The organism is Streptomyces sp. NPDC047515, from assembly GCF_040643055.1.
GTDB lineage: Bacteria > Actinomycetota > Actinomycetes > Streptomycetales > Streptomycetaceae > Streptomyces.
Genome location: NZ_JBEYTM010000016.1, coordinates 37,046 through 58,547 on the forward strand (window position 1 = coordinate 37,046; position 21,502 = coordinate 58,547).

Annotated in this window: 18 protein-coding genes; 7 read left to right on the forward strand and 11 right to left on the reverse strand. The window is 71.2% G+C overall.

What is annotated here, in order from left to right; all coding sequences use genetic code 11:
• Positions 1 to 84 precede the first annotated feature (84 nt).
• Positions 85 to 687: a hypothetical protein gene (locus ABZ826_RS16070; RefSeq protein ID WP_361447565.1), complete on the reverse strand. Its 603-nt coding sequence runs from the start codon at positions 685 to 687 to the stop codon at positions 85 to 87.
• Between the two features lie 141 nt (positions 688 to 828).
• Here ABZ826_RS16070 and npdG point away from each other — a divergent pair, with 141 nt between their 5' ends.
• Both npdG and ABZ826_RS16080 read left to right on the forward strand, forming a co-directional pair.
• Entirely contained in the window at positions 829 to 1,539 is a 711-nt protein-coding gene (npdG, locus tag ABZ826_RS16075; protein WP_361447567.1) for an NADPH-dependent F420 reductase, read from the forward strand.
• Positions 1,540 to 1,630: 91 nt separating this feature from the next.
• Positions 1,631 to 1,804 (forward strand): hypothetical protein, encoded by a 174-nt coding sequence (locus ABZ826_RS16080; protein ID WP_361447569.1) that lies wholly within the window; start codon positions 1,631 to 1,633, stop codon positions 1,802 to 1,804.
• Positions 1,805 to 1,811: 7 nt separating this feature from the next.
• Here the strand turns inward: ABZ826_RS16080 and ABZ826_RS16085 are convergent, their stop codons facing one another.
• The gene (locus tag ABZ826_RS16085) at positions 1,812 to 2,609 is read right to left on the reverse strand and encodes a site-2 protease family protein (protein WP_361447571.1); all 798 of its coding nucleotides are present in this window, start codon (positions 2,607 to 2,609) and stop codon (positions 1,812 to 1,814) included.
• Positions 2,610 to 2,814: 205 nt separating this feature from the next.
• Here ABZ826_RS16085 and ABZ826_RS16090 point away from each other — a divergent pair, with 205 nt between their 5' ends.
• Positions 2,815 to 6,126 (forward strand): BTAD domain-containing putative transcriptional regulator, encoded by a 3,312-nt coding sequence (locus tag ABZ826_RS16090; protein WP_361447573.1) that lies wholly within the window; start codon positions 2,815 to 2,817, stop codon positions 6,124 to 6,126.
• 4 nt (positions 6,127 to 6,130) lie between these two features.
• On the opposite strand, the gene ABZ826_RS16095 is transcribed toward ABZ826_RS16090, so the two are convergent.
• The 3 genes from ABZ826_RS16095 to panB form a co-directional block, all read right to left on the reverse strand.
• Positions 6,131 to 6,988, reverse strand: a complete 858-nt coding sequence (locus ABZ826_RS16095) for an ABC transporter permease (protein WP_361447575.1) — start codon at positions 6,986 to 6,988, stop codon at positions 6,131 to 6,133.
• Complete coding sequence (locus tag ABZ826_RS16100; RefSeq protein ID WP_361447577.1) at positions 6,985 to 8,007, reverse strand: ATP-binding cassette domain-containing protein; 1,023 nt, start codon at positions 8,005 to 8,007, stop codon at positions 6,985 to 6,987. The genes ABZ826_RS16095 and ABZ826_RS16100 overlap by 4 nt, the downstream gene beginning before the upstream one ends.
• Before the next feature lie 235 nt (positions 8,008 to 8,242).
• Positions 8,243 to 9,130 (reverse strand): 3-methyl-2-oxobutanoate hydroxymethyltransferase, encoded by an 888-nt coding sequence (gene panB / locus ABZ826_RS16105; RefSeq protein ID WP_361447579.1) that lies wholly within the window; start codon positions 9,128 to 9,130, stop codon positions 8,243 to 8,245.
• A 179-nt stretch (positions 9,131 to 9,309) separates the two neighbouring features.
• On the opposite strand from panB, the gene ABZ826_RS16110 reads away from it, so the two are divergent.
• The 3 genes from ABZ826_RS16110 to ABZ826_RS16120 all read left to right on the forward strand — a co-directional run bounded on the left by ABZ826_RS16110 (position 9,310) and on the right by ABZ826_RS16120 (position 12,944).
• Positions 9,310 to 10,923, forward strand: a complete 1,614-nt coding sequence (locus tag ABZ826_RS16110) for an MFS transporter (RefSeq protein ID WP_361447581.1) — start codon at positions 9,310 to 9,312, stop codon at positions 10,921 to 10,923.
• A gap of 130 nt (positions 10,924 to 11,053) precedes the next feature.
• The gene (locus ABZ826_RS16115; protein ID WP_361447736.1) at positions 11,054 to 11,716 is read left to right on the forward strand and encodes a TetR/AcrR family transcriptional regulator; all 663 of its coding nucleotides are present in this window, start codon (positions 11,054 to 11,056) and stop codon (positions 11,714 to 11,716) included.
• 199 nt (positions 11,717 to 11,915) lie between these two features.
• Positions 11,916 to 12,944, forward strand: a complete 1,029-nt coding sequence (locus tag ABZ826_RS16120) for an endonuclease/exonuclease/phosphatase family protein (protein WP_361447583.1) — start codon at positions 11,916 to 11,918, stop codon at positions 12,942 to 12,944.
• A gap of 185 nt (positions 12,945 to 13,129) precedes the next feature.
• Here the strand turns inward: ABZ826_RS16120 and ABZ826_RS16125 are convergent, their stop codons facing one another.
• The 5 genes from ABZ826_RS16125 to ABZ826_RS16145 all read right to left on the reverse strand — a co-directional run bounded on the left by ABZ826_RS16125 (position 13,130) and on the right by ABZ826_RS16145 (position 19,082).
• Positions 13,130 to 14,884 carry an NAD+ synthase gene (locus tag ABZ826_RS16125; RefSeq protein ID WP_361447585.1) on the reverse strand — a complete coding sequence of 585 codons (1,755 nt, stop codon included), beginning with the start codon at positions 14,882 to 14,884 and terminating at the stop codon, positions 13,130 to 13,132.
• A gap of 77 nt (positions 14,885 to 14,961) precedes the next feature.
• The gene (locus ABZ826_RS16130; RefSeq protein WP_361447587.1) at positions 14,962 to 16,698 is read right to left on the reverse strand and encodes a multicopper oxidase family protein; all 1,737 of its coding nucleotides are present in this window, start codon (positions 16,696 to 16,698) and stop codon (positions 14,962 to 14,964) included.
• A gap of 422 nt (positions 16,699 to 17,120) precedes the next feature.
• On the reverse strand, positions 17,121 to 17,546 hold the full coding sequence (locus ABZ826_RS16135; protein WP_361447589.1) for a CBS domain-containing protein: 426 nt from the start codon (positions 17,544 to 17,546) through the stop codon (positions 17,121 to 17,123).
• Between the two features lie 127 nt (positions 17,547 to 17,673).
• Entirely contained in the window at positions 17,674 to 18,372 is a 699-nt protein-coding gene (locus ABZ826_RS16140; protein WP_361447591.1) for a DUF305 domain-containing protein, read from the reverse strand.
• Positions 18,373 to 18,404: 32 nt separating this feature from the next.
• A complete protein-coding gene (locus ABZ826_RS16145; protein WP_361447593.1) occupies positions 18,405 to 19,082 on the reverse strand; it encodes a DUF3105 domain-containing protein in 678 nt (225 codons plus the stop codon).
• 244 nt (positions 19,083 to 19,326) lie between these two features.
• Here ABZ826_RS16145 and glnA point away from each other — a divergent pair, with 244 nt between their 5' ends.
• Positions 19,327 to 20,688, forward strand: a complete 1,362-nt coding sequence (gene glnA, locus ABZ826_RS16150) for a type I glutamate--ammonia ligase (RefSeq protein ID WP_361447595.1) — start codon at positions 19,327 to 19,329, stop codon at positions 20,686 to 20,688.
• A gap of 162 nt (positions 20,689 to 20,850) precedes the next feature.
• Here the strand turns inward: glnA and ABZ826_RS16155 are convergent, their stop codons facing one another.
• The gene (locus tag ABZ826_RS16155) at positions 20,851 to 21,441 is read right to left on the reverse strand and encodes a TetR family transcriptional regulator (RefSeq protein WP_361447597.1); all 591 of its coding nucleotides are present in this window, start codon (positions 21,439 to 21,441) and stop codon (positions 20,851 to 20,853) included.
• Positions 21,442 to 21,502 lie beyond the last annotated feature (61 nt).

A 21,502-nucleotide genomic window follows, 5' to 3' on the forward strand; every position in this document is an offset into this window, starting at 1 on the left:
GGCGAGGGAGTGCGCGGCGGCCGGGGTGTGGGGCGGCCGGGGCGCCCGGCGTCCCGGCGGATCGTGCCGCCGGGGCCCCGGTGCTCACCACCGGGCCGGTGGTGGTGCCGTCAGCTGGTCGGCGAGCCGGGAGAGCCGGTCCCGCAAGCGGCGGCGGCCGCGCGGCGCGGGGGCGCTGTTCTCCCCGGCGGCCGCGCTCACCAGGTGCTGCACGGTGTCCAGGTCGACATCGTCGGTGGCGGTCACCGCGAGCGTCTCGTGGGCGAGCCCCCGTACCTCGGGGTCGCCGCCGTCCAGCGAGAGGACCGTCGCCCCGGCCCGACGAGCGTCGTGCACCCGCTCCAGCAGCCCGGCGCCGGGCCGCTCCGGGGCCACCAGCAGCAGCGTCTCGCCCCGCCCGGCCGCCTCGATCCGGGCCAGACCGACGGCCAGGTGCGCCGGATCACCCGGATCCACCCGATGGCGCACCAGAGTGGGGGCCAGCTCCGGCAGCCCGGACCAGGCGGACTCGTCCACCAGATGGGCCGCCAGGTGCCACGGCTCGTACGCCGCCGTGCCCACCAGCAGCAGACCGCCGCCGTGCGGGACGACGGAGGATCTGAGCGCCCCGGCGAACCGCCGGGCCGCCGCGGGCCACTCCGTCCCGGCGAGCACTTCGCGCAGCAGGGCGACACGTACGGCATCCATGGCCCGGCATCATGCCCCAGGGCCTGGCCCCGCCACCGGCGAACGCCGCCGGAACCGTCCGAACGGGTCCGGCGCTGCGAGCCGGACCGCTGGTGGGACGACAAGGCGTTCCTTACCGACGCGGGCAGTAGTGTCGCAGCCATGACTACGAATGACAGTGGCAGTGCGCCCAAGCCCCCCGCCAAGGACCCGTGGGACCTCCCCGATGTGTCCGGACTGACCGTCGGCGTGCTCGGCGGCACCGGGCCGCAGGGCCGCGGGCTCGCCCACCGCTTCGCCCGCGCCGGGCAGAAGGTGATCATCGGCTCCCGCGCCGCCGACCGCGCGCGGACCGCCGCCGACGAGCTCGGCCACGGCGTCGAGGGCGCGGACAACGCCGAATGCGCGCGCCGCAGCGATGTCGTGATCGTCGCCGTGCCCTGGGACGGCCATGCCAAGACCCTGGAGTCGCTGCGCGACGAGCTCGCGGGCAAGCTGGTCATCGACTGCGTGAACCCGCTCGGCTTCGACAAGAAGGGCGCCTACGCCCTGAAGCCCGAGGAGGGCAGTGCCGCCGAGCAGGCCGCCGCCCTGCTGCCGGAGTCCCGGGTCACCGCGGCCTTCCACCACCTCTCGGCGGTGCTGCTGCAGGACGAGGCCATCGAGGAGATCGACACCGATGTGCTGGTGCTCGGCGAGGCCCGCGCCGACACCGACCTCGTGCAGGCGCTGGCGGGCCGGATCCCCGGTATGCGCGGCATCTTCGCCGGGCGGCTGCGCAATGCCCACCAGGTCGAGTCGCTGGTCGCCAACCTGATCTCGGTCAACCGTCGCTACCAGGCGCACGCGGGGCTGCGTACCACCGACGTCTGAGCACGTTCCCGCCCCACCCTGCGGCGAGCCGAAAGGGGCATGGGGGACACTGGACGGGACCGTGCACCACCCCGGACAGGAGCCGCCCCCCATGCCCCGCCTCGCTCTCTACGCCATCGCCGTCTGCGTCCTGGCCGTCGTCGCGGCCGTGATCTCGTTCGTCCAGGGCAGCTGGCTCGGGATCGTCTGGGTGCTGCTGGCCGGGCTCTCGTCCAACATGGCGTGGTTCTACCTCCGTCGGCAGCGCGCACAGGCCGCCGGCTGAGCGGCGGTCAGCGGTTGACCGCGCAGACCGGATCGGCCGCCTGCCAGAAGCGGTAGGTGTCGAATCCGCAGTACGTCGTGAACTCGCTGATGCCCAGGGTCCGCAGCAGAGCGTGGATCGCGTCGAAGAACGCGTGGTTGATCTCGGGGATCCACAGCACACCGAAGACCGCGATCAGCCCGAACGGGGCGAACGGCTCGGCCTGCCGGCGGATCCGGTACGAGAGCCAGGGCTCGATCACGCCGTAGCCGTCCAGCCCCGGCACCGGGACGAAGTTGAGGATCGCCGCGGTGACCTGGAGCAGCGCCAGGAATCCCAGCGCGTACTGGAAGCCGACCGGCACGCCGTCCAGCGCGTGCAGCCAGAACGGCGCCGTGCACACGATCGCGAACAGCACGTTCGTCAGCGGGCCCGCCGCCGAGATCAGGCTGTGCTTCCAGCGCCCGCTGATCCGGCCCCGCTCGATGAAGACCGCACCGCCGGGCAGACCGATACCGCCCATGATCACGAACAGCACCGGAAGCACGATGCTCAGCAGCGCATGGGTGTACTTCAGCGGATTCAGGGTCAGATAGCCCTTCGCCCCGATGGAGATGTCCCCGCTGTGCAGCGCGGTACGGGCATGCGCGTACTCGTGCAGACAGAGCGACACCACCCAGGCCGCCGTCACGAAGAGGAAGAAGGCGATTCCGGGCTGCTGCGCGAAATCCGTCCACACCGCCCAGGCCGACACCGCCATCACGGCGACGATCCCGAGGAAGACCGGGCTGATCCGCCGGTCGCTGCGGGCGCTTGCGGTGGTCATCGGCGAACTCCAGGTGGCTGGCCGGAAGAGGGACGGGGCGACGGGCGGCGAGAGCGACCGTACAGCCGACACGTCACAAACGTCTCACGTCGGGGCGGTGGTTCCGTGAAGGGTGGGGGCATGACGAACGATTCCGGCACACGGCGAACACGGGTACGGCCGAACGTGCGTCCCCTTCCCGGCCCCGGTCACGGAGAATAGGCGCGTGCGTTACTGCATCCTCGGAACCACCCTGGCACTCCGCGACGACGGCACGGCCGTCGCCCTCGGCGGGGCACGGCTGCGCGCCCTCCTCACCGTCCTCGCGCTGCGCCCCGGCCGCACCGTCCCGGCCGCTGTCCTCATCGACGAGGTGTGGGACGGCGACCCGCCGGCCGACGCGGTGGGTGCCCTGCAGGCGCTCGTCGGCCGGCTCCGACGGGCGCTCGGCCATGCGGCGGTCGCCTCGGCGGAGAGCGGCTACCGGCTCGCCGCGGAGCCGGACGCGGTCGACCTGTACCGATTCGAGCGGCTCGCGGCGGAGGGCGCGCGGGCACTGGAGGCGGGCGACGCGGCGAAGGCCCAGACCGTGCTCGACGACGCGCTCGCCCTGTGGCGGGGGCCGGTCCTGGCCGATCTCCCCGACCGCGGCGCCGTCGCGGCCCGCTGGGCTGCCCGGCGTCTGGACGCCCGGCGCACCGGACTCGCCGCCGCCCTCGCGCTCGGCCGCCCGGACGAGATCCTGCCCGAACTGCTCGCCCTCTGCGCCGAGCACCCGATCGACGAACCCCTCCAGGCGCTGCGGCTGCGGGCCCTGCGCGACGCCGGGCGCCCGGCGCAGGCGCTGGCCGCGTACGACGAGGTGCGCACCGTGCTCGCCGACCGCCTCGGTACCGATCCCGGCCCCGAACTGCGGTCCCTGCACGCCGAGTTGCTCCATCGGGACCCGGATCGGCCGGTCGTGGCGGCCCCGGCCGCCCGTACCCGGACCCCCGCCGCCCCGCGGGGAAACCTCCGGGCCCGGCTCACCAGCTTCGTCGGGCGCGAGGGCGACATCGACGCCCTGCGCGAGGACCTTTCGCACGCCCGGCTGGTCACCCTCCTGGGCCCCGGCGGGGCGGGCAAGACCCGGCTTTCCCAGGAGGCCGCCGAATCCGTCGCCTCCGCCTGGCCGGACGGCGTCTGGCTGGCCGAACTGGCCCCCGTCGACGATCCCGAGGCGGTCCCGCAGGCCGTGCTGACCGCGCTCGGCGCCCGCGAGACCGTGCTGCGCGGGGCCGGCGCCGAGGAGCTGAGGGTCGCCGAGGGCAACGCCGGCGACCCCCTCGTACGCCTCACCGAGTACTGCTCACGGCGCCGGATGCTCCTCCTGCTGGACAACTGCGAGCACGTCGTCGGGGCCGCCGCCACCCTCGCCGACCATCTCCTCGCCCGCTGTCCGGAACTCACCGTACTGGCCACCAGCCGCGAACCCCTCGGGGTGCCCGGCGAGTTCGTCCGGCCCGTCGACCCGCTGCCCGACCCGATGGCGCTCCGGCTGTTCACCGACCGCGGCGCCGCCGCGCGGCCCGGCTTCCGGGCCGACGCGGACGAGGAGACCGCCGCGGCCGTCGCCGAGATCTGCCGCCGCCTCGACGGGCTGCCGCTCGCCATCGAACTCGCCGCCGCCCGGCTGCGGATGCTCACCCCGCGCCAGATCGCCGACCGGCTCGACGACCGGTTCCGTCTGCTCACCAGCGGCGCCCGTACCGTCCTGCCCCGCCAGCAGACGCTGCGTGCCGTCGTCGACTGGTCCTGGGACCTGCTCGACGACTCCGAACGGGCCGTGCTGCGCCGTCTGTCGGTCTTCGCGGGCGGCTGCACCCTGGCCGCCGCCGAGGCCGTCTGCACGGACGGCCCGCGGGGTGTGCCCGACGTCGCCGGGCTGCTCGGCTCGCTCGTCGACAAGTCCCTCGTCGTCGCCGCGCCCGCCGACGGCGGCGAGATGCGCTACCGGCTGCTGGAGACCGTGGGCGAGTACGCCGCCGAACGGCTCGACGAGGCGGCGGAGCGGGGCGCCGTGGAGCGGCGCCACCTGGTGCACTTCCGGGAACTGGCCCGGACCGCCGACCCCGAGCTCCGCGGCGCCGGGCAGCGGGCCGCGATCGACCTCCTCCAGCGCGAGTACGAGAACCTCCGCATCGCCCTGCGCCGGGCCGTCGCCGCCCGCGACGAGCAGGAGGCGCTCTGCATGGTGCTGTCGCTGTGCTGGTACTGGCAGATGCGCGATCTGCGCACCGACGCCCTGCACTGGGCCGACATGGCCGCCGCGCTGGGCCCCGACCCGTTCGCCGGGCCCGCCGAACCCGCGCCGTCCCTCCACGAGCGCTGCATCGACGCGCCGCCGCCCATGTCGCCCGAACTGCTCCAGGAAGCACGGCGCCAGGTGGCCCTGGTCCAACTGGTCAGCATGGACCACTCCCAGGACGTGTGGACCGACGCGAGGGGAATGGCCCGGTTGCGCGTCATCGCGGACACCTACCGCGCGGGCCAGCCGCAGACCTGCCGCACCCCGGCGTCGCTCTGGTTCTTCGCGGTCATGCTGACCGGCGGGGTCGACGACCTGCGCGAGCTGCTGGACGAAACGGTCCGTGCCAGCCGGGAGTTCGGCTACGCGTGGGAACTGGCCGGTGCGCTCCAGATGCGCGCCAACGTGCTGGCCAACCGGTCCGAATGGGCGGGAGACGCGCGCCGTGACGCGGACGAGAGCCTGGAGATCTTCGTCCGCCTCGGCGACGACTGGGGCGCCGCCGAGGCGCTCTCCTCCCGGGGCGAGGCCAACGAGAAACGGGGCGAGTACGTGCGCGCGGCCGAGGACTTCCGGGCCGCCATCGGCTACGCGCGAGAGCTCGGCGCCGAGTCCCAGGTGTCGGTCCTGCGGTCCCGGTACGCGTCCGTGCTCACCGAACTCGGCCGCGGCGACGAGGGCGAGGCGATCCTTCGGGAGGTGGTCGCGGAGGGACGTACTGGTCACGAGGCGATGCCCGCCGCCCGGCTCTTCCTCGCCCTGTGGCTGGGACGGACCGGACGCACCGGCGAGGCCCGGGAGCAACTGGAAGCGGTGCGCGAGGAGTTCCGCTCCGAGACGCTGGCCATCTTCGAGGGCTTCATGCTGGGCGGACTGGCCTGGCTGGACAACCAGGACGGCCGGTACGCCGAGGCCTTGCCCAAGGGACTGAAGGCGCTGGTCCGGTCGCACGACCGGCTGTCCCGGATGGTGGCGCCCCACATGTCCGTCAACCATCTCGTCTGCCTCGCACGGTCGTTGGCCGGCATCGGCGGCGAGCGCCGGGCCGCGACCGCGGCCCGGCTGCTGGGGGCCGGCCGCGGACTGCTGCCCCTGGGCCACGTACCGACGTCGATGGAGCGGCACGACTGGGCCGAGGCGGAGCGACTGGCCGTCGCCGTCCTCGGCCGGGTCGCCTACGAGAGCGCGTACGCCGAGGGCGGCGGCCTCTCCCTGGAGGAGGCCACCGCCCTCGTCGAGGCGTACCGGTGACGGCTCAGCTCCGCTTGCGGAACTTGGAGACCGCGAGCGGCGCCGTCACCGCGGTGATCGCCACCGCCCAGCCGAGCGTCAGCCACATCGAGTGGGCGACCGGCCCGCCGATCATCAGCCCGCGCGCCGCGTCCGCCAGGTTGGACAGCGGGTTGTAGTCGGTGAACGCCTGGAGCCAGCCGGGCATCGTGGCGGTCGGGGCGAAGATCGAAGAGCCGAACTGCAGCGGAATGAGCACCAGCATCCCCAGTCCCTGAACCGCCTGGGGTGTCTTCAGGGACAGCCCGAGCAGGATGAAGATCCACATGATCGCGGCGCCGAAGGCCGCCGACAGGCCGACCGCCGCGAGCAGGCCGAGCACCGAGGTCTTCAGCTCCATGCCGAGCAGGAAGCCCATGCCGAGCAGGATCGCCGTGGCGACCATCATCCGGCCCAGCTCGACCGCGATCTTCGCGATGAGGACCGAGGAGCGGGCGATCGGCATCGTCCGGAACCGGTCCATGACCCCCTTGTGGAAGTCCTCGTTGACACCGGTCCCGACCGCGGTGGCGATGTTCATGCCCATCATCGCCATCAGGCCGGGGACGACGTAGTTGATGTACGTCTGCCGGTCGCCGCCCAGGCTCGACCCGATGGATCCGCCGAAGACGTACACGAACAGCAGGGTGAAGATGATGGGCATCAGCAGCACATCGAACATCGACTCCGGATCCTTCTTGATCTGGAGCAGATTGCGCCGCATCAGCGCCCCGATGTGCCGCAGATTGCCGCGCAGCCCGATCCGGCCCTCTCCGGCGGGAGCCGTCGGCCGGCCGACAGCGGCGGCATCGGCGGGGGCGGGCTTCTGGATCGTCGTGCTCATGCCGCGACCTCCGTGGGGATCGTGTCGGTGGCGGAAGCGCTCTTCTCGCCGGTGATGGCCAGGAAGACCTCGTCCAGGCTGGGCAGTGCGGTGGCGACATGGGCCAGCGAGAAGCCCCGGGTGCCGAGCAGGCCGATGACGGCGGTCAGCTGCTCGTCGCTGAGGATCGGTACGTACAGCAGGCCTTCGTCCGGGACGGCCTGGGCGCCCGCGATCCCGTCGAGGCCGGCCTCCCTGAGCGCCTGCGCCATCGCGGCCAGCTGCGCCGGGTCCGAGGGCCGGATCTGCAGGGTGCGGCCGCCGACCTTCGCCTTGAGCTCGTCGACCCCGCCGTTGGCGATGATCCGGCCCTTGTCGATGACGGTGAGCTCGTTCGCGAGCTGCTCGGCCTCTTCCATGTACTGGGTGGTGAGCAGGACGGTCGCCCCCTCCGCGACCATCCGCTGCACCTCGTCCCAGACCTCGTTGCGGGTCCGGGGGTCGAGCCCCGTCGTCGGCTCGTCCAGGTAGAGCACGGCCGGGCTGCCGATCATCGAGGCGGCCAGATCGAGCCGGCGCCGCATGCCGCCGGAGTAGTCCATCGCGGCGCGCTTGGCGGCGTCGGTGAGCGAGAACCGCTCCAGCAGCTCGTCGGCACGGGCGCGGGCGGTCTTGCGCGGCAGATCGAGCAGCCGCCCGATCATGTAGAGGTTCTCCCAGCCGGAGAGCTTCTCGTCGACCGAGGCGTACTGCCCGGTCAGGCCGATGGTGCGGCGCAGCTGCCGGGGCTGCTTCACCACGTCGTAGCCCGCCACGACGGCGTGCCCGGCGTCGGGGACGATCAGGGTGGACAGGCAGCGTACGAGCGTGGTCTTGCCGGCTCCGTTGGGGCCGAGCACACCGAGCACGGTGCCCTCGCGGACATCGAGGTCCACGCCGTCCAGAGCCTTGGTCGAGCCGTAGTGCTTGACCAGTCCCCGGACCTCGACGGCGTTCGGGCCGCGCCTGGGGTTCTTGTCGATTCGCGTCATGCCCACCATGGGACCAGGCGCCACCGACAGTCCGCCGACAACGGGCCGACAGCCCGCCGATGGGGGATGTCGGCGGGCTGCCGGTGGTGCGGGCAGTGGTCCGTACCCGGGGTCCGTCCCGCTGAACGGGTGGACCCCGGGGGAAGTGGGGCTTTCGTTCGGATCACGCCGGATCCGGACGAAGGACCCCAGGGCCGCTCGTTCGGATCACGCCGGGCTCGCGGCTCGGTCCGAACGGAAGAACCTAGTGGAAGGTGTGCTCCGCGGCCGGGAACGCGCCGCCCACGACCTCTTCCGCGAACTCCTTCGCGGCGTCGCCCAGCACCTGGCGGAGGTTCGCGTACTGCTTGGTGAAGCGCGGCACCTTGCCGCCGGTCAGCCCGACCATGTCGGTGTAGACCAGCACCTGGGCGTCCGTGTCGGGACCGGCGCCGATGCCGACGGTCGGGATGTGCAGGGTGCGGGTGACCTCGGCGGCCAGCTCGGCCGGAACGAGCTCCAGGACGATGGCGAACGCGCCCGCGTCCTGCACGGCCTTGGCGTCGCGCAGCAGCTGCTGGGCGGCCTCCTCGCCGCGGCCCTGCACCCGGTAGCCCATCGCGTTGACAGACTGCGGGGTCAGACCGATGTGGGCCATGACCGGGATACCGGCGTCGACCAGCAGCCGGATCTGCTCGTGGCTGCGCTCGCCGCCCTCCAGCTTGACCGCGCCGACACCGGACTCCTTGATCAGCCGGGTGGCGTTGCGCAGGGCCTGGACCGGCCCCTCCTGGTAGGCCCCGAAGGGCAGGTCGGCGACGATCAGGGCGCGCTTGGTGCCCCGTACGACAGCGGCGGAGAGGATCGCGATCTCGTCCATCGTGACGGGCACGGTGGTCTCGTAACCGAGGTGGCAGTTCCCCATGGAGTCACCGACCAGCATGACCGGGATACCGGCCTCGTCGAAGACGGACGCCGTCATCGCGTCGTAGGCGGTGAGCATGGGCCACTTCTCGCCGCGCTCGGTGGCGGCGGCGATGTCATGGATGGTGATACGGCGGGTGCTCTTGCCTCCGTACAGCGCCTTGCTGCTGTCGGTGGTGGCTCCCGCGGGGGTGGCGGCGGACTTGTTCTGCGCAGCCTGAAGCGACATTGCCAACGGCTCCTTCGTCATCTCGAGGCGCCCTGACGGCGTCCCCGGACCGGTTCCATGGTGGCATCCCGCGGCCGTCCACGGGAAGTGGGCCCACCCGTTCGCGTCCGTGGCGGCACCCCGGTAAAGACCTTCCAATACGAGACGGTGTCGTATCGAAATCATATAAGCTCCCTGACATGTCAATACCGTCGGGCGCTCGCCCCGCCCTGCCCCAGGTTCCCGAGGCGGTTCACCGCCGCCGTTGGGCGATCCTCGTCGTTCTGATGTTCAGTCTGCTCATCGTGGTGCTGGACAACTCGATCCTGAACGTCGCGGTCAAGACCATCGCCAGCCCCGCACCCACCGGCATCGGTGCCACCCAGAGCGAGCTGGAGTGGGCGATCAACGCCTACACGCTCGTCTTCGCCGGACTCCTGTTCACCGCGGGACTGCTCGGCGACCGCATCGGCCGCAAGAAGGTGCTGCTCTTCGGCATCCTCCTGTTCGGAGTCGGCTCCGCCTTCGCCTCCATGTCCGGCTCGCCCGGCGAACTGATCACCTGGCGTGCCGTGATGGGCTTCGGCGCCGCGTTCGTCATGCCCGCCACGCTCGCCGTCCTGATGAACGTCTTCGAACGCGACGAGCAGCCCAAGGCCATCGGCATCTGGGCCGGCAGCGTCGGCCTCGCCATCGCGATCGGCCCGATCACCGGCGGACTGCTGCTCGAACACTTCTGGTGGGGCTCGATCTTCCTGGTCAACGTGCCCGTGGTGGTCGTCGCGCTGATCGCGATGGTGCTGCTGGTGCCGGACTCCAAGGACCCGAAGCCGGGCCGGACGGACCCCGTCGGTGTGCTGCTGTCCATCGTCGGTCTGGTTCTGCTGGTGTACGGCATCATCCGCGGCGGACAGCTCGCCGACTTCACCGACCCCGTCGTGCTCCTCTCGGTCGTCGGCGGCCTGGTCGTCCTGGCCGCGTTCGTCCAGTACGAGAAGCGCACCAGTCATCCGGCCCTCGACGTCACGTACTTCAAGGAGCCGTCGTTCTCCGCGGCCGTCGCCGCCATCGCGCTGGTCTTCTTCGCGCTCATGGGGGTGACCTTCTTCTCCGCCTTCTACATGCAGAGCGTGCGTGGCTGGAGCGCGCTGGAGGCCGGTCTGATGATCCTGCCGCTGGCCGTCGCCCAGATGATCTTCGCGCCGCGCGCCCGGCTGGTCGTCGACCGGTTCGGCGCCCGCGTGGTCTGCGGCGTCGGCATGCTGCTCGTCGCGTTCGGCCTCGCGGCGTTCGCGCTGTTCGACGCCACCACGCCGGTCTGGGTGCTGTGCGTGCTCTTCTTCGTGCAGGGTACGGGCATGGCACATGTGATGACGCCGGTCACGGTCTCCGTGATGCAGGCACTGCCCAGGGAGAAGGCAGGTTCCGGATCGGCGGTCAACAACACGTTCCGGCAGGTCGGCGGGGCGCTCGGTATCGCCGTGCTCGGCTCGGTGCTGTCCACCGTCTACCGCGGCAGCATCGAGGGTCACCTCGGTGCGCTCCCGGCCGCCGCCAGGCAGGCGGCGGGGGAGTCGATCGAGGCGACGCTCGGCGTCGCGGACAAGATGGGCCCGGCGGGCGCCCCGCTGGTCGCCGCGGCGAACGACGCGTTCCTGAAGGCCATGCATGTCACCGCCATCGGTTCGGCGGCCATCGCCCTGGTGGGCATGGTCGTGGTCGCGCTCTTCCTGCCGGGGAAGCCGCCCGTCGAACAGAGCTCCAGCGGCTCCGGCGAGAGCGAACCCTCGATACGTGCCGAGGCGGGCCGGTGACGGCCCCGGAGAGCTGAAGAGTGCCGCCTCCGGGTTCCGGGCGACCCCGGACCCGGAGGCGGCTCACCGGGGCACCGCCGCCTTCGGCGAGAATCGGAAGAGCGGACGGTGCGGCGAGAGGCGGATTCAGGTGCAGGTAGAGGCGCAGGCACAGGGCCGGAACCACCCGGTCCGGCAGGATCCGGAACCGCGAAGGGGCCGACCGCGCAGTGCGGCGGCCGAGCGGGCGATCCTGGACGCCGTCGTCCAACTGCTGGAGGCCGGTGAGCCCCTCGCCGCCCTGTCCATCGAGCGGATCGCCCGCACCGCCGGGGTCGGCAAGGCGACCATCTACCGGCGCTGGAGCGGCAAGGAGGAACTCTTCGTCGACGTCCTGCGCGACATCGAGCTCCCCGAACCCACCGTATCCGGCACCGCCGGACTCGACGACCTGCGGCTGCTGCTGGAGTCCATGCGCCGACGCGGCCTCGCCCAGCGCTCCTCCGTACTGCTCCACAACGTCTTCGCGCAGATGAAGAGCCACCCCAAGCTGTGGTCCGAATACCAGTGCACCGTCATAGCGCCCCGCCGCGCCGCCATGCTGGCCGCCGTGCGGCGGGCGGTCGACGCGGGCGAGCTGCGCGGGGACCTGGACGTGGAGCTGACGAACGACCTGTTCCTGGGGCCCATGCTCGTCCGCACCCTCCACCGGCCCGAGGCGCCGCTGCCCGAGGACCTCGCCGACCGCATCATCCGGACGCTGACCGAGGGCCTCGCCCCACGGACGGGTTCCGCCCCGGCCGCCGACGGCTGAGAGCCTGACGCGCCCGGGGCCCGCGCGAGTGTGATCGTTCTGTCACAAGCCCCCGCAGACCGCTCCCGTCAGGAACCCTCCGGGCCCCGCCCTTCGTCCTCGTTGCAGTACAGCCGTCGTGGACGGCAGGAAACGCGCCGCCCATCGCCTAGGGTCGAGGGCGCGGCGATACGCACGGCAAGGCAGTGAGGACAGCGCGATGGTGCAGGCGTACGGAGCGGACACCGGGAACGACCGTACGGGGCCGCAGCGCACCGGGTCCGGATCCCGATTCCGGGACCTGCGCGACAGATGGACCCGCGACCCCGGCATCTGGCGGCGCGGAATCGTGCTCGCCCTCTGCGCGGTCCTCCTCACCCTGGTGATGGCCTTCCATGCGAAGATCCCCAACGCCATCGGCAACCTGGGCAGCCTCTCCGAGACGTTCCTGCCGTGGATCGGCGCGTTCGTCCCGCTGCTGCTGATCCTGGGCCTGGTGCGCCGCTCGGCGACCGCGCTGATCGCCCTGCTGCTGCCGATCGTGGTCTGGTTCAACATCTTCGGCGGGCTGCTCACCGACAAGTCGGGCAGCGGCGGCGACCTCACCGTGGCCACCCACAATGTCAACGCCGACAACCTCGACCCCGCGGGCACCGCCCGGCAGGTCGCGAGCTCCGGCGCCGACATCATCGCCCTGGAGGAGCTGCCGAGCGGCAAGGTGTCGACGTACGAGGCGGCACTCGCCGAACGCTTCCCGTACCACTCGGTGCAGGGGACCGTCGGCCTGTGGAGCAAGTACCCGATGAGCAACACCCGGCCGGTCGACATCAAGATGGGCTGGACCCGGGCGATGCGCTCCACGGTGAAGACCCCCCGGGGCGAGGTGGCCGTCTATGTGGCCCATCTGCCGTCCGTACGGGTCAAGCTGCACGCCGGGTTCACGGCCAACCAGCGCGACGACAGCGCGGACGCCCTGGGCGAGGCCATCGCCGACGAACGGCTCGGCAAGGTGATCCTGCTCGGTGACCTCAACGGCACGATGAACGACCGCTCGCTCAAAGCGGTCACCTCGCAGATGAGGTCCACCCAGGGCGCGGCCGGCAACGGCTTCGGCTTCAGCTGGCCGGCGTCGTTCCCGATGGCGAGGATCGACCAGATCCTGGTGAAGGACGTCGAGCCGGTGTCGTCGTGGACGCTCCCGGCGACGGACAGCGACCATCTCCCGATCGCCGCACGCCTGAAACTGTGACAGGTCCGAGGCAGGCCCGCCGCCACCCGGCCCGGCCCCGGCCCGCCACCTGGTCCGTTCCCGGTCCGTCCCGAGGACGGCGGCCGGCCGGGTCGGGCCCGTCCGGTGCCGGAGGGGGAGCCCGGCTCGGGCCGTCCGGCGGCCGAGGACAGGACGGCCACCGGACGGCCCCGGTACCTCATGGCTCAGCCCGACTCGCGCCACCGGTTCGTGATCGGCAGCCGCCGGTCCTTGCCGAAGCCCTTCGGGGAGATCTTCGTGCCCGGCGGGTACTGCCGCCGCTTGTACTCCGCCGTGTCCACCATCCTCAGCGTCTTCGTCACCAGGGCCTCGTCGAACCCGGCCGCGACGATCTCGTCCAGCCCCTGGTCCCGGTCGACGTACAGCTCCAGGATCCGGTCCAGTACGTCGTAGTCGGGCAGCGAGTCCGTGTCGACCTGGCCCGGCCGCAGTTCGGCGCTGGGCGGCTTGGTGATGGACGCCTCCGGGATCGGCGGGGTCTGCCCGCGCTCCTCGGCGGCGCGGTTGCGCCACTTCGCGAGGCGGAAGATCGACGTCTTGTAGACGTCCTTGATCGGGCCGTACGCCCCGACCGAGTCGCCGTACAGCGTCGAGTAGCCGACCGCCAGTTCGGACTTGTTGCCCGGGGCCAGGACGATCTGGCCCTCCTGGTTGGAGACGGCCATCAGCATCGTGCCGCGCAGCCGGGACTGCAGGTTCTCCTCGGCGAGGCCGGTGAGCCCCAGCGAGCCCATGTACGCGTCGAACATCGGCTCGATCGGTACGGTGCGGAAGTTCAGCCCGGTACGGCGGGCCAGCTCGGCCGCGTCGCCCTTGGAGTGGTCCGAGGAGTACTTCGACGGCATCGAGATGCCGTACACGTTCTGCGCGCCCAGCGCATCGCAGGCGATGGCCGCGACCAGCGCCGAGTCGATCCCGCCGGAGAGCCCGATCAGCACACTGCTGAAGCCGTTCTTGGCGGCGTACGCGCGCAGGCCCACGACCAGCGCGGAGTACAGCTCCTCGTCGTCGTCGAGCCGCTCCGCGTATCCGCCGGCCAGTTCCGGCTCGTAAGCGGCCAGGGGGTCCTCGGAGAGCACCACGCGATCGATCCGCAGCCCGTCGTTCACGACACCCGACGGCGCCTCGGCCTCGGCGGCCGGCAGGTCCAGATCGAGCACCACGCTGCCCTCGGCGAACTGCGGGGCGCGGGCGATCACTTCGCCGTCGCGGTCGACGACGATCGAGTCACCGTCGAAGACCAGCTCGTCCTGGCCGCCGATCATCGCCAGATACGCCGTGGTGCAGCCGGCCTCCTGGGCCCGCTTGCGGACCAGGTCCAGCCGGGTGTCGTCCTTGTCCCGCTCGTACGGCGAGGCGTTGATCGACAGCAGCAGCCCGGCGCCGGCGGCCCGTGCGGCCGGCACCCGGCCGCCGTCCTGCCAGAGGTCCTCGCAGATCGCGAGCGCCACATCGACACCATGGACCCGCACCACCGGCATCGAGTCGCCCGGCACGAAGTACCGGAACTCGTCGAAGACGCCGTAGTTCGGCAGGTGGTGCTTGGCGAAGGTCAGCGCGAGCTGCCCGCGGTGCAGCACCGCCGCGGCGTTCTGCGGGGCGCCGGCCGGCTGGCCGTAGCGCGGCTGGGCCGTTTCGGAACGGTCGAGGTAACCGACCACGACCGGCAGCTCCCCGAAGCCCTCCGCGTCGAGGCGGGCGGCGAGCGCGCGCAGGGCCTGACGCGAGGCCTCGACGAAGGACGACCGCAGGGCCAGGTCCTCGACGGGGTAGCCGGTCAGCATCATCTCGGGGAACGCCACCAGATGGGCGCCCTGCTCGGCGGAGTGCCGGGTCCAGTGGACGATCGCCTCGGCGTTGCCGGAGAGATCACCGACGGTCGAGTCGATCTGATTCAGTGCGAGGCGTAGTTGAGGCACGCGCACCAGTGTAATCGTCTGACTGACGCGATGTCCTGGCGGGCCGCGCGCTCGCGGGGCGGCCCACCGGGAGCGGGTCAGCGGCGGTAGCCGAGGACCGTCATCATGCCCACGTCCGAGTGGTAGATGTTGTGGCAGTGGAGCATCCACAGGCCCGGGTTGTCCGCGTCGAACTCCACGGCCAGTGAGTTGTGCGGGCGGACGATCGCGGTGTCCTTGCGCGCCCACGCGGCCGCGCGCCGGTGGGAGGCCCGGTGCTGCGGCCCCGCCGTTCCCACCACGCCGAACGAGTGCCCGTGCAGATGGATGGGGTGCCACATCGATGTGACGTTGTAGAACTCCAGCCTGACCCGCTCGCCCGCCATGACCGGATGGCGTCGGCGGGGGTTGTACGGCTCGCGGTCGAAAGCCCAGTCGAACGCCTTCATGTTGCCGGTCAGCTTGAACCGGATGGTCCGGTCGGGCTCGCGGACGGACAGTGCCACGGATCCGTCCGGCGACAGTTCGCCCGCCTCGACCAGCTTTCCGTCCAGTTCCTTCGGCCGTACGGAGGCGGCGGGGGCCGTGCCCTTTCCGGTACGGAGCAGGGCCAGCGCCGACGCCCTCTTGCCCTCGGCGAGCGCGGTCAGCGGGAACACTCCGTCCCCGGCGGTGACCAGCACGTCGTACCGCTCGCCCATGCCCAGCAGCAGGGCGTCCGTCGTGGTGTGCCGGACCGGGTAGCCGTCGGTGTGGGTGATCGTCATCCGGTGACCGCCGAGCGCCACGCGGAAGGCGGTGTCGCCGCCCGCGTTGATGATGCGCAGCCGGATGCGGTCGCCGGGTTTGGCGGAGAAGGAGGAGGGGGACTTCGCGACGCGGCCGTTGATCAGGTAGTACGGGTAGGCGACATTGCCTCCGTGGCTGTCGAGCAGTCTGCTGAAGGAGTCCGTCATGATCCGCGAGGGGCCGGAGCGGAGCTTGGCGGACTTGGGGGACCCGCCGTGTCCGCGGTCCCCCGCGTCGCCCTTGTCGTCCATGTCGCCTTGCTGGTCCATGTCGCCGTGGTCCATGTCGCCCTGGTCCGAGCCGCTGTGGTCCATGCCGCCCCTGCCCCGGCTGAGCTCGTCGAGCACCGAGTCGGGCGTGGAGCCGTCCACCCCGTCGACCCAGTCGTCGAGGACGACGACCCACTCCTTGTCGTACTTGAGGGGCTCCTTCGGATCGTCGACGATCAGTGGCGCGTACAGCCCGCGGTCCTGCTGGACGCCCGTGTGCGGATGGAACCAGTACGTCCCCGGGTGCGGCACTTTGAAGTGGTACGCGAATTCCGCGCCCGGCTTGATCGCCTTCTGGGTCAGGTCGGGGACGCCGTCCATGTCGTTGCGCACGTTGAGGCCGTGCCAGTGCAGGGTGGTCGCGGCCGGAAGGTGGTTGGCGAAGGTGAGTGCCACGTTGTCGCCCACCTTGAACCGGAGTTCCGGGCCGGGCAGCCGGGCTTCGTAGGCCCAGGAGCCGACGACGAGCCCGCCACCCAGATCGAGACGGGACGGGGTGGCGGTGAGATTGATCTTCCGCAGGGGACCGGACGGCCGCTTCGCCTCGGCCGCGGCGACCTCCTCCCCGTCGGGGGAGACGTACTCGCCGCGGGACCCCTCCCGGGGGGAGGTCCCGTGATTCACGCCGCCGCGGGTCGTGCCGTCGGCGTTGGCGCCGCCGGCCTTCGTGCCACTGCGGCCCGTCTCGGATGCGCCGGAGCAAGCGGCCAGGACCGTCGTACCGGCGGTGGCGACAGCGGCGCCGAGCACGGCGCGCCGGGTGGGTGGAGTGCGCATGACGGAGAGCACCTCGGGGTGTTGTCGGTGGACGGTCTGCTGGGGGAGGGGCGGCACCCCTTCCGTATCCGCAGCACCGACAACATCCGCAGCACCGACAACGGTGCACGACGCGTCCGGCCCGGCCGGGCGTCCGGCCCGGGAACCGGCGACACCCGCGCCGCACCGCCCCCGACGAGGTGGGGGACCTCGATGGGCAGCACGACGGACGGGAACAACTGTCCGTATGTCGCACATCCACTCAGTGTCATGTCGAGCACCCTACCCCTGCTGGGTATGCACCGCGCGGGGAGACGTACCAGTGCGGTGGGGAAACGTATCTCCTCAGCGCTGAGGGGCCCGGTGAGGTGCACGGCAGAGCGACCCGGTACCCCTCGTGCGCGAGGGGTACCGGGCCATTGGGCGGTGCGTTCGCGGAGCCGTCAGCCGCGGGCGTAGACCTTCTCCACCCAGGCGGCGATCTGCTCCTCGGACAGGTGCTGCGCCAGATCGGCCTCGCTGATCATGCCGATCAGCTTCTTGTTCTCGACCACCGGAAGCCGACGGATCCGATGCGTCTGCATCTCGTCCAGAACCTTCTCCACACCCGCGTCCGCATCGATCCAGCGGGGGGTGCCGTGGGCGAGGTCGCCCGCGGTCATCTTCGACGGATCGTGTCCCATCGCCACACAGCCGACCACGATGTCGCGGTCCGTGAGGATGCCGATCATCCGGCCCTCCTCGCCCTTGGCCGAGATGGGCAGCGCGCCCACCTTGTGGTCGCGCATCAGCTGTGCGGCGCGGTCGAGTGTCTCGTGCGCGGGGATCCATGTGGCCCCGGTGTGCATGATGTCCTTGGCGGTGGTCATGAGGGATTCCTCCTGCGTGCCGTCGGGCATGCTGTACAACCCCGAGCGAACCCATCGTCATGGGCCCGTTCGGGGCACGCGACCGCTATCACCCGTTCGGGTGCATCTGCGGCTCGGAGGGAATCTTTCAGGACCGGGGCCCGGCCCCTCGCGCCGCCAGCATCCGCGCCATCGTGTCCAGCTCGGACTGCTGGGCGTCGGCCATCCCCTGGGCCAGACGCTTCTCCACCTTCACCGTGCACAGCCGGGCGCAGCCGCGAGCCATGTCGATGCCGCCCTTGTGGTGGTCGGTCATCAGCTGGAGATACAGGACCTCGGCGTTCCTGCCGCTCGCCCTCCGGAGCCGGTCCAGCTCGGTCCTGGTGGCCATGCCGGGCATGAGGGAGCCGTCGTGCGCGCGGTACCCGGTCCCCTTGCCCGCCATCCCCGCCATGCCGTCCATGCCGTCCATGCCGTGCGTGGGTTGTCCCTCGTGCCCGCCGGCCGCCATCCAGGCCATCGGCTCCTGCCCGGCGGCCGCCTTCGGCAGCTCCCACAGGTCCAGCCAGCCGAGCAGCATGCCCCGCTGATTGGCTTGTGTATTGGCGATGTCGTACGCGAGGCGGCGCACCTCCTCGTCATGCGTGCGGTCACGCACGATGAAGGACATCTCCACGGCCTGCTGGTGGTGGACGGCCATGTCGCGGGCGAAACCGGCGTCCGCCGAGTCCACCGCGGGCGTGCGCGGGGCGGGGGCGGCGACCTGGTCCGCACCGTCGTCCCGCGCGGACGCGACCGTCGCCACCCCCGCGAACAAAAGCGCGAGCCCGACGACGGAGCCTGCCACCCACTCGACGCGACGGCCACGCCGTGCAGCGGTCACCGGGCCCCCAGCCCGCCCGTGCACGCCGCGCCGGGCTCGGGGGTTTGCGGCCCCTGCACGAACGCGGCGAAGAACTGGCCGACCCGCGGGTCGTCGGCACCGTCCACCGTCACCTGATTGCCCCAGGCACTCAGCATGATCGTCCCGGCCTGGTCCTTGTACGGGCTCATCAGCGAGTACGGCGTCCGGCCGACCCGCTCGGCGAGCTTCGCCACATCGGCATCGGAGGCCTCGTCGGTGTACGTCACCCACACCGAGCCGTGCTCCAGCGAGTGCACGGCGTTCACGTCGGGGATCGCCTTCTTGTAGACCTCACCGTCGCAGTTCATCCACACGGGGTTGTGGTCACCGCCGACCGGCGGCTTCATCGGGTACGTGACGGGCGTCGTGACGTGGTTGCGAGTCAGCTTCTTGGCGTCCCACGTCTTCAGGCCCTCGATCGGCCCGTCGGCCGGCTTCTGCTGCTCCGTCGCGGGCGCCTTGGCGTCATCGGCCCGGACATCCTGCTTCTTCTCCGACGCCTCGGACTTGTCCAGCACCATGTACGAGCCGAAGCCGACCAGCCCCACGACGACGAGGACGCTCAGGCTTATGGCCAGGACACGATTGCGGCGCTCGCGGGCGCGGTCGGCGTTGCGCGTCTGCTCCATATGGGTCCTGCGGTCGAAGCTCATGGCGTCGGGTCCTTCTGCGAAGGGGCGGGGAAGACGGGAATCGGTCGGGAGAACCGGCGTGCACCGGGCAGTCGCGAAGCCGCTGCGCCCCGTGCGCACCATGGGCGCCGATCGTAGTGGGTGGCCGGGTGCTCCATCTCACTCCGTGTGCGTAATCTGGGTGAAATCCCGGGTCGTGACACTGGAGCTCCTCCCCTACCCCGGGTGGTGGTGCAAGGACCGTCTGAACTGCAAGGATGTGGCTATGGACAAGCAGCAGGAATTCGTCCTCAGAACGCTTGAGGAGCGCGACATCCGCTTCGTACGGCTGTGGTTCACCGATGTCCTCGGCTACCTCAAATCCGTTGCCGTGGCCCCCGCCGAACTGGAACAGGCGTTTGACGAGGGCATCGGCTTCGACGGCTCGGCCATCGAGGGCTTCGCCCGGGTGTACGAGTCCGACATGATCGCCAAGCCGGACCCGGGCACGTTCCAGATCCTGCCGTGGCGCGCGGAGGCCCCCGGCACGGCCCGGATGTTCTGCGACATCCTGATGCCCGACGGCTCGCCGTCCTTCGCCGACCCCCGCTACGTCCTCAAGCGCATCCTCGCCAAGACCTCCGACCTGGGCTTCACCTTCTACACCCACCCGGAGATCGAGTTCTTCCTGCTGAAGAACAAGCCGGTGGACGGCAGCCGCCCCACCCCCGCCGACAGCTCCGGCTACTTCGACCACACCCCGCAGAACGTCGGCATGGACTTTCGCCGCCAGGCGATCACCATGCTCGAATCCATGGGCATCTCGGTCGAGTTCAGCCACCACGAGGGCGCCCCCGGCCAGCAGGAGATCGACCTGCGGTACGCGGACGCGCTCTCCACCGCCGACAACATCATGACCTTCCGCCTGGTGATGAAGCAGGTCGCGCTGGAGCAGGGCGTACAGGCGACGTTCATGCCGAAGCCGTTCTCCGAGTACCCCGGATCCGGCATGCACACCCACCTCTCCCTCTTCGAGGGCGACCGCAACGCCTTCTACGAGTCGGGCGCCGAGTACCAGCTGTCCAAGGTCGGCCGCTCCTTCATCGCCGGCCTGCTCACCCACGCCGCGGAGATCTCCGCCGTGACGAACCAGTGGGTCAACTCCTACAAGCGCATCTGGGGCGGCTCCTCCCGCGCCGCGGGCGCCGGCGGCGAGGCCCCCTCGTACATCTGCTGGGGCCACAACAACCGCTCCGCGCTCATCCGCGTCCCCATGTACAAGCCCGGCAAGACCGGCTCCGCCCGCGTCGAGGTCCGCTCCATCGACTCCGGCGCCAACCCCTACCTGACGTACGCGGTGCTGCTCGCCGCGGGCCTCAAGGGCATAGAGGAGGGCTACGAACTCCCGGCCGGCGCCGACGACGACGTGTGGGCACTGTCCGACGCGGAGCGCCGCGCGATGGGCATCGAGCCCCTGCCGCAGAACCTGGGCGAGGCGATCTCACTGATGGAGAAGAGCGAGCTGGTCGCCGAGACGCTCGGCGAGCACGTCTTCGACTTCTTCCTCCGCAACAAGAAGCAGGAGTGGGAGGAGTACCGCTCCGAGGTCACGGCCTTCGAGCTGAAGGCACTGCTGCCGGTGCTGTAGGCGCCGGTCGGCCGCATTGCGTCGATGCAGTGGCGCAAGGGTTCGGGCCGGAGGCGGTGTGCTTCCGGCCCCAGTCGCTCGTGTGACGACCGGCGACGCTCCCGCCCTCTTCCTCTTCGTGCGGCACCGCGTCGCGGAATCCGGTCCCGTGCCGCTTCCCGCTCAGTCGAACCGGCAGGCCATCTCGTCCAGGATCTCGTCGATCACCGCGGAGGGTTCGCGGGCCAGGTCCTCCTCGATCCACAGGTGCATGGCGATCCGCAGCGAGGACAGGAACGCCGTGGCCAGGACCAGGGGGCGGACCGCCTTCTCCGCCGGGCCCCGGCGCACTGCCACGGCATTGGCCAAGTCCCGTTCCAGGGTCGCGTGGTTGGCCAGTTGCCTGGCGAGCAGCGAGGGGTGCCGCATCGCCAGCCTGGTCCGCAGGGCCCACTCGCGCTCCGGCGGTGCGACCCGTTCGGCGAACTGTGTCATGGCTGCCCGCAGCGCCGCCCACGCGGTCTCCTCGGCGGGCCGTTCGCGCACGGTCCGGACGAGCTCCCTGATCTGTTGCTCCTCCCCGTACAGGAGGGCGTCCTCCTTGCCCGTGAAGTAGTTGGAGAACGTTCTGCGGGAGATCCCGGCCGCGTCCGCGACGGCCTCCACCGTGACGTGGTCGAAGCCGTGCTCCACGGTCAGCCGCAACGTCGCCTCGTGCACGGCCTGCCGCGTGGCTTCCTTCTTGCGTTCCCGCAGTCCCACAGCGCGCTCCATGGGGTCAGTATCGCCCGGCCAGGGATGATTGCGCAGGGCGCAAATCTGTGCGCGGTGGCCG

Excerpts from the sequence above, each read along its gene's own strand:
- ABZ826_RS16070 (WP_361447565.1), bottom strand. The coding sequence starts at position 687 with ATGGATGCCGTACGTGTCGCCCTGCTGCGCGAAGTGCTCGCCGGGACG.
- npdG (WP_361447567.1), top strand. The coding sequence starts at position 829 with ATGACTACGAATGACAGTGGCAGTGCGCCCAAGCCCCCCGCCAAGGAC.
- ABZ826_RS16080 (WP_361447569.1), top strand. The coding sequence starts at position 1,631 with ATGCCCCGCCTCGCTCTCTACGCCATCGCCGTCTGCGTCCTGGCCGTC.
- ABZ826_RS16085 (WP_361447571.1), bottom strand. The coding sequence starts at position 2,609 with ATGACCACCGCAAGCGCCCGCAGCGACCGGCGGATCAGCCCGGTCTTC.
- ABZ826_RS16095 (WP_361447575.1), bottom strand. The coding sequence starts at position 6,988 with ATGAGCACGACGATCCAGAAGCCCGCCCCCGCCGATGCCGCCGCTGTC.
- ABZ826_RS16100 (WP_361447577.1), bottom strand. The coding sequence starts at position 8,007 with ATGGTGGGCATGACGCGAATCGACAAGAACCCCAGGCGCGGCCCGAAC.
- panB (WP_361447579.1), bottom strand. The coding sequence starts at position 9,130 with ATGTCGCTTCAGGCTGCGCAGAACAAGTCCGCCGCCACCCCCGCGGGA.
- ABZ826_RS16110 (WP_361447581.1), top strand. The coding sequence starts at position 9,310 with ATGTCAATACCGTCGGGCGCTCGCCCCGCCCTGCCCCAGGTTCCCGAG.
- ABZ826_RS16120 (WP_361447583.1), top strand. The coding sequence starts at position 11,916 with ATGGTGCAGGCGTACGGAGCGGACACCGGGAACGACCGTACGGGGCCG.
- ABZ826_RS16130 (WP_361447587.1), bottom strand. The coding sequence starts at position 16,698 with ATGCGCACTCCACCCACCCGGCGCGCCGTGCTCGGCGCCGCTGTCGCC.
- ABZ826_RS16135 (WP_361447589.1), bottom strand. The coding sequence starts at position 17,546 with ATGACCACCGCCAAGGACATCATGCACACCGGGGCCACATGGATCCCC.
- ABZ826_RS16145 (WP_361447593.1), bottom strand. The coding sequence starts at position 19,082 with ATGAGCTTCGACCGCAGGACCCATATGGAGCAGACGCGCAACGCCGAC.
- glnA (WP_361447595.1), top strand. The coding sequence starts at position 19,327 with ATGGACAAGCAGCAGGAATTCGTCCTCAGAACGCTTGAGGAGCGCGAC.
- ABZ826_RS16155 (WP_361447597.1), bottom strand. The coding sequence starts at position 21,441 with ATGGAGCGCGCTGTGGGACTGCGGGAACGCAAGAAGGAAGCCACGCGG.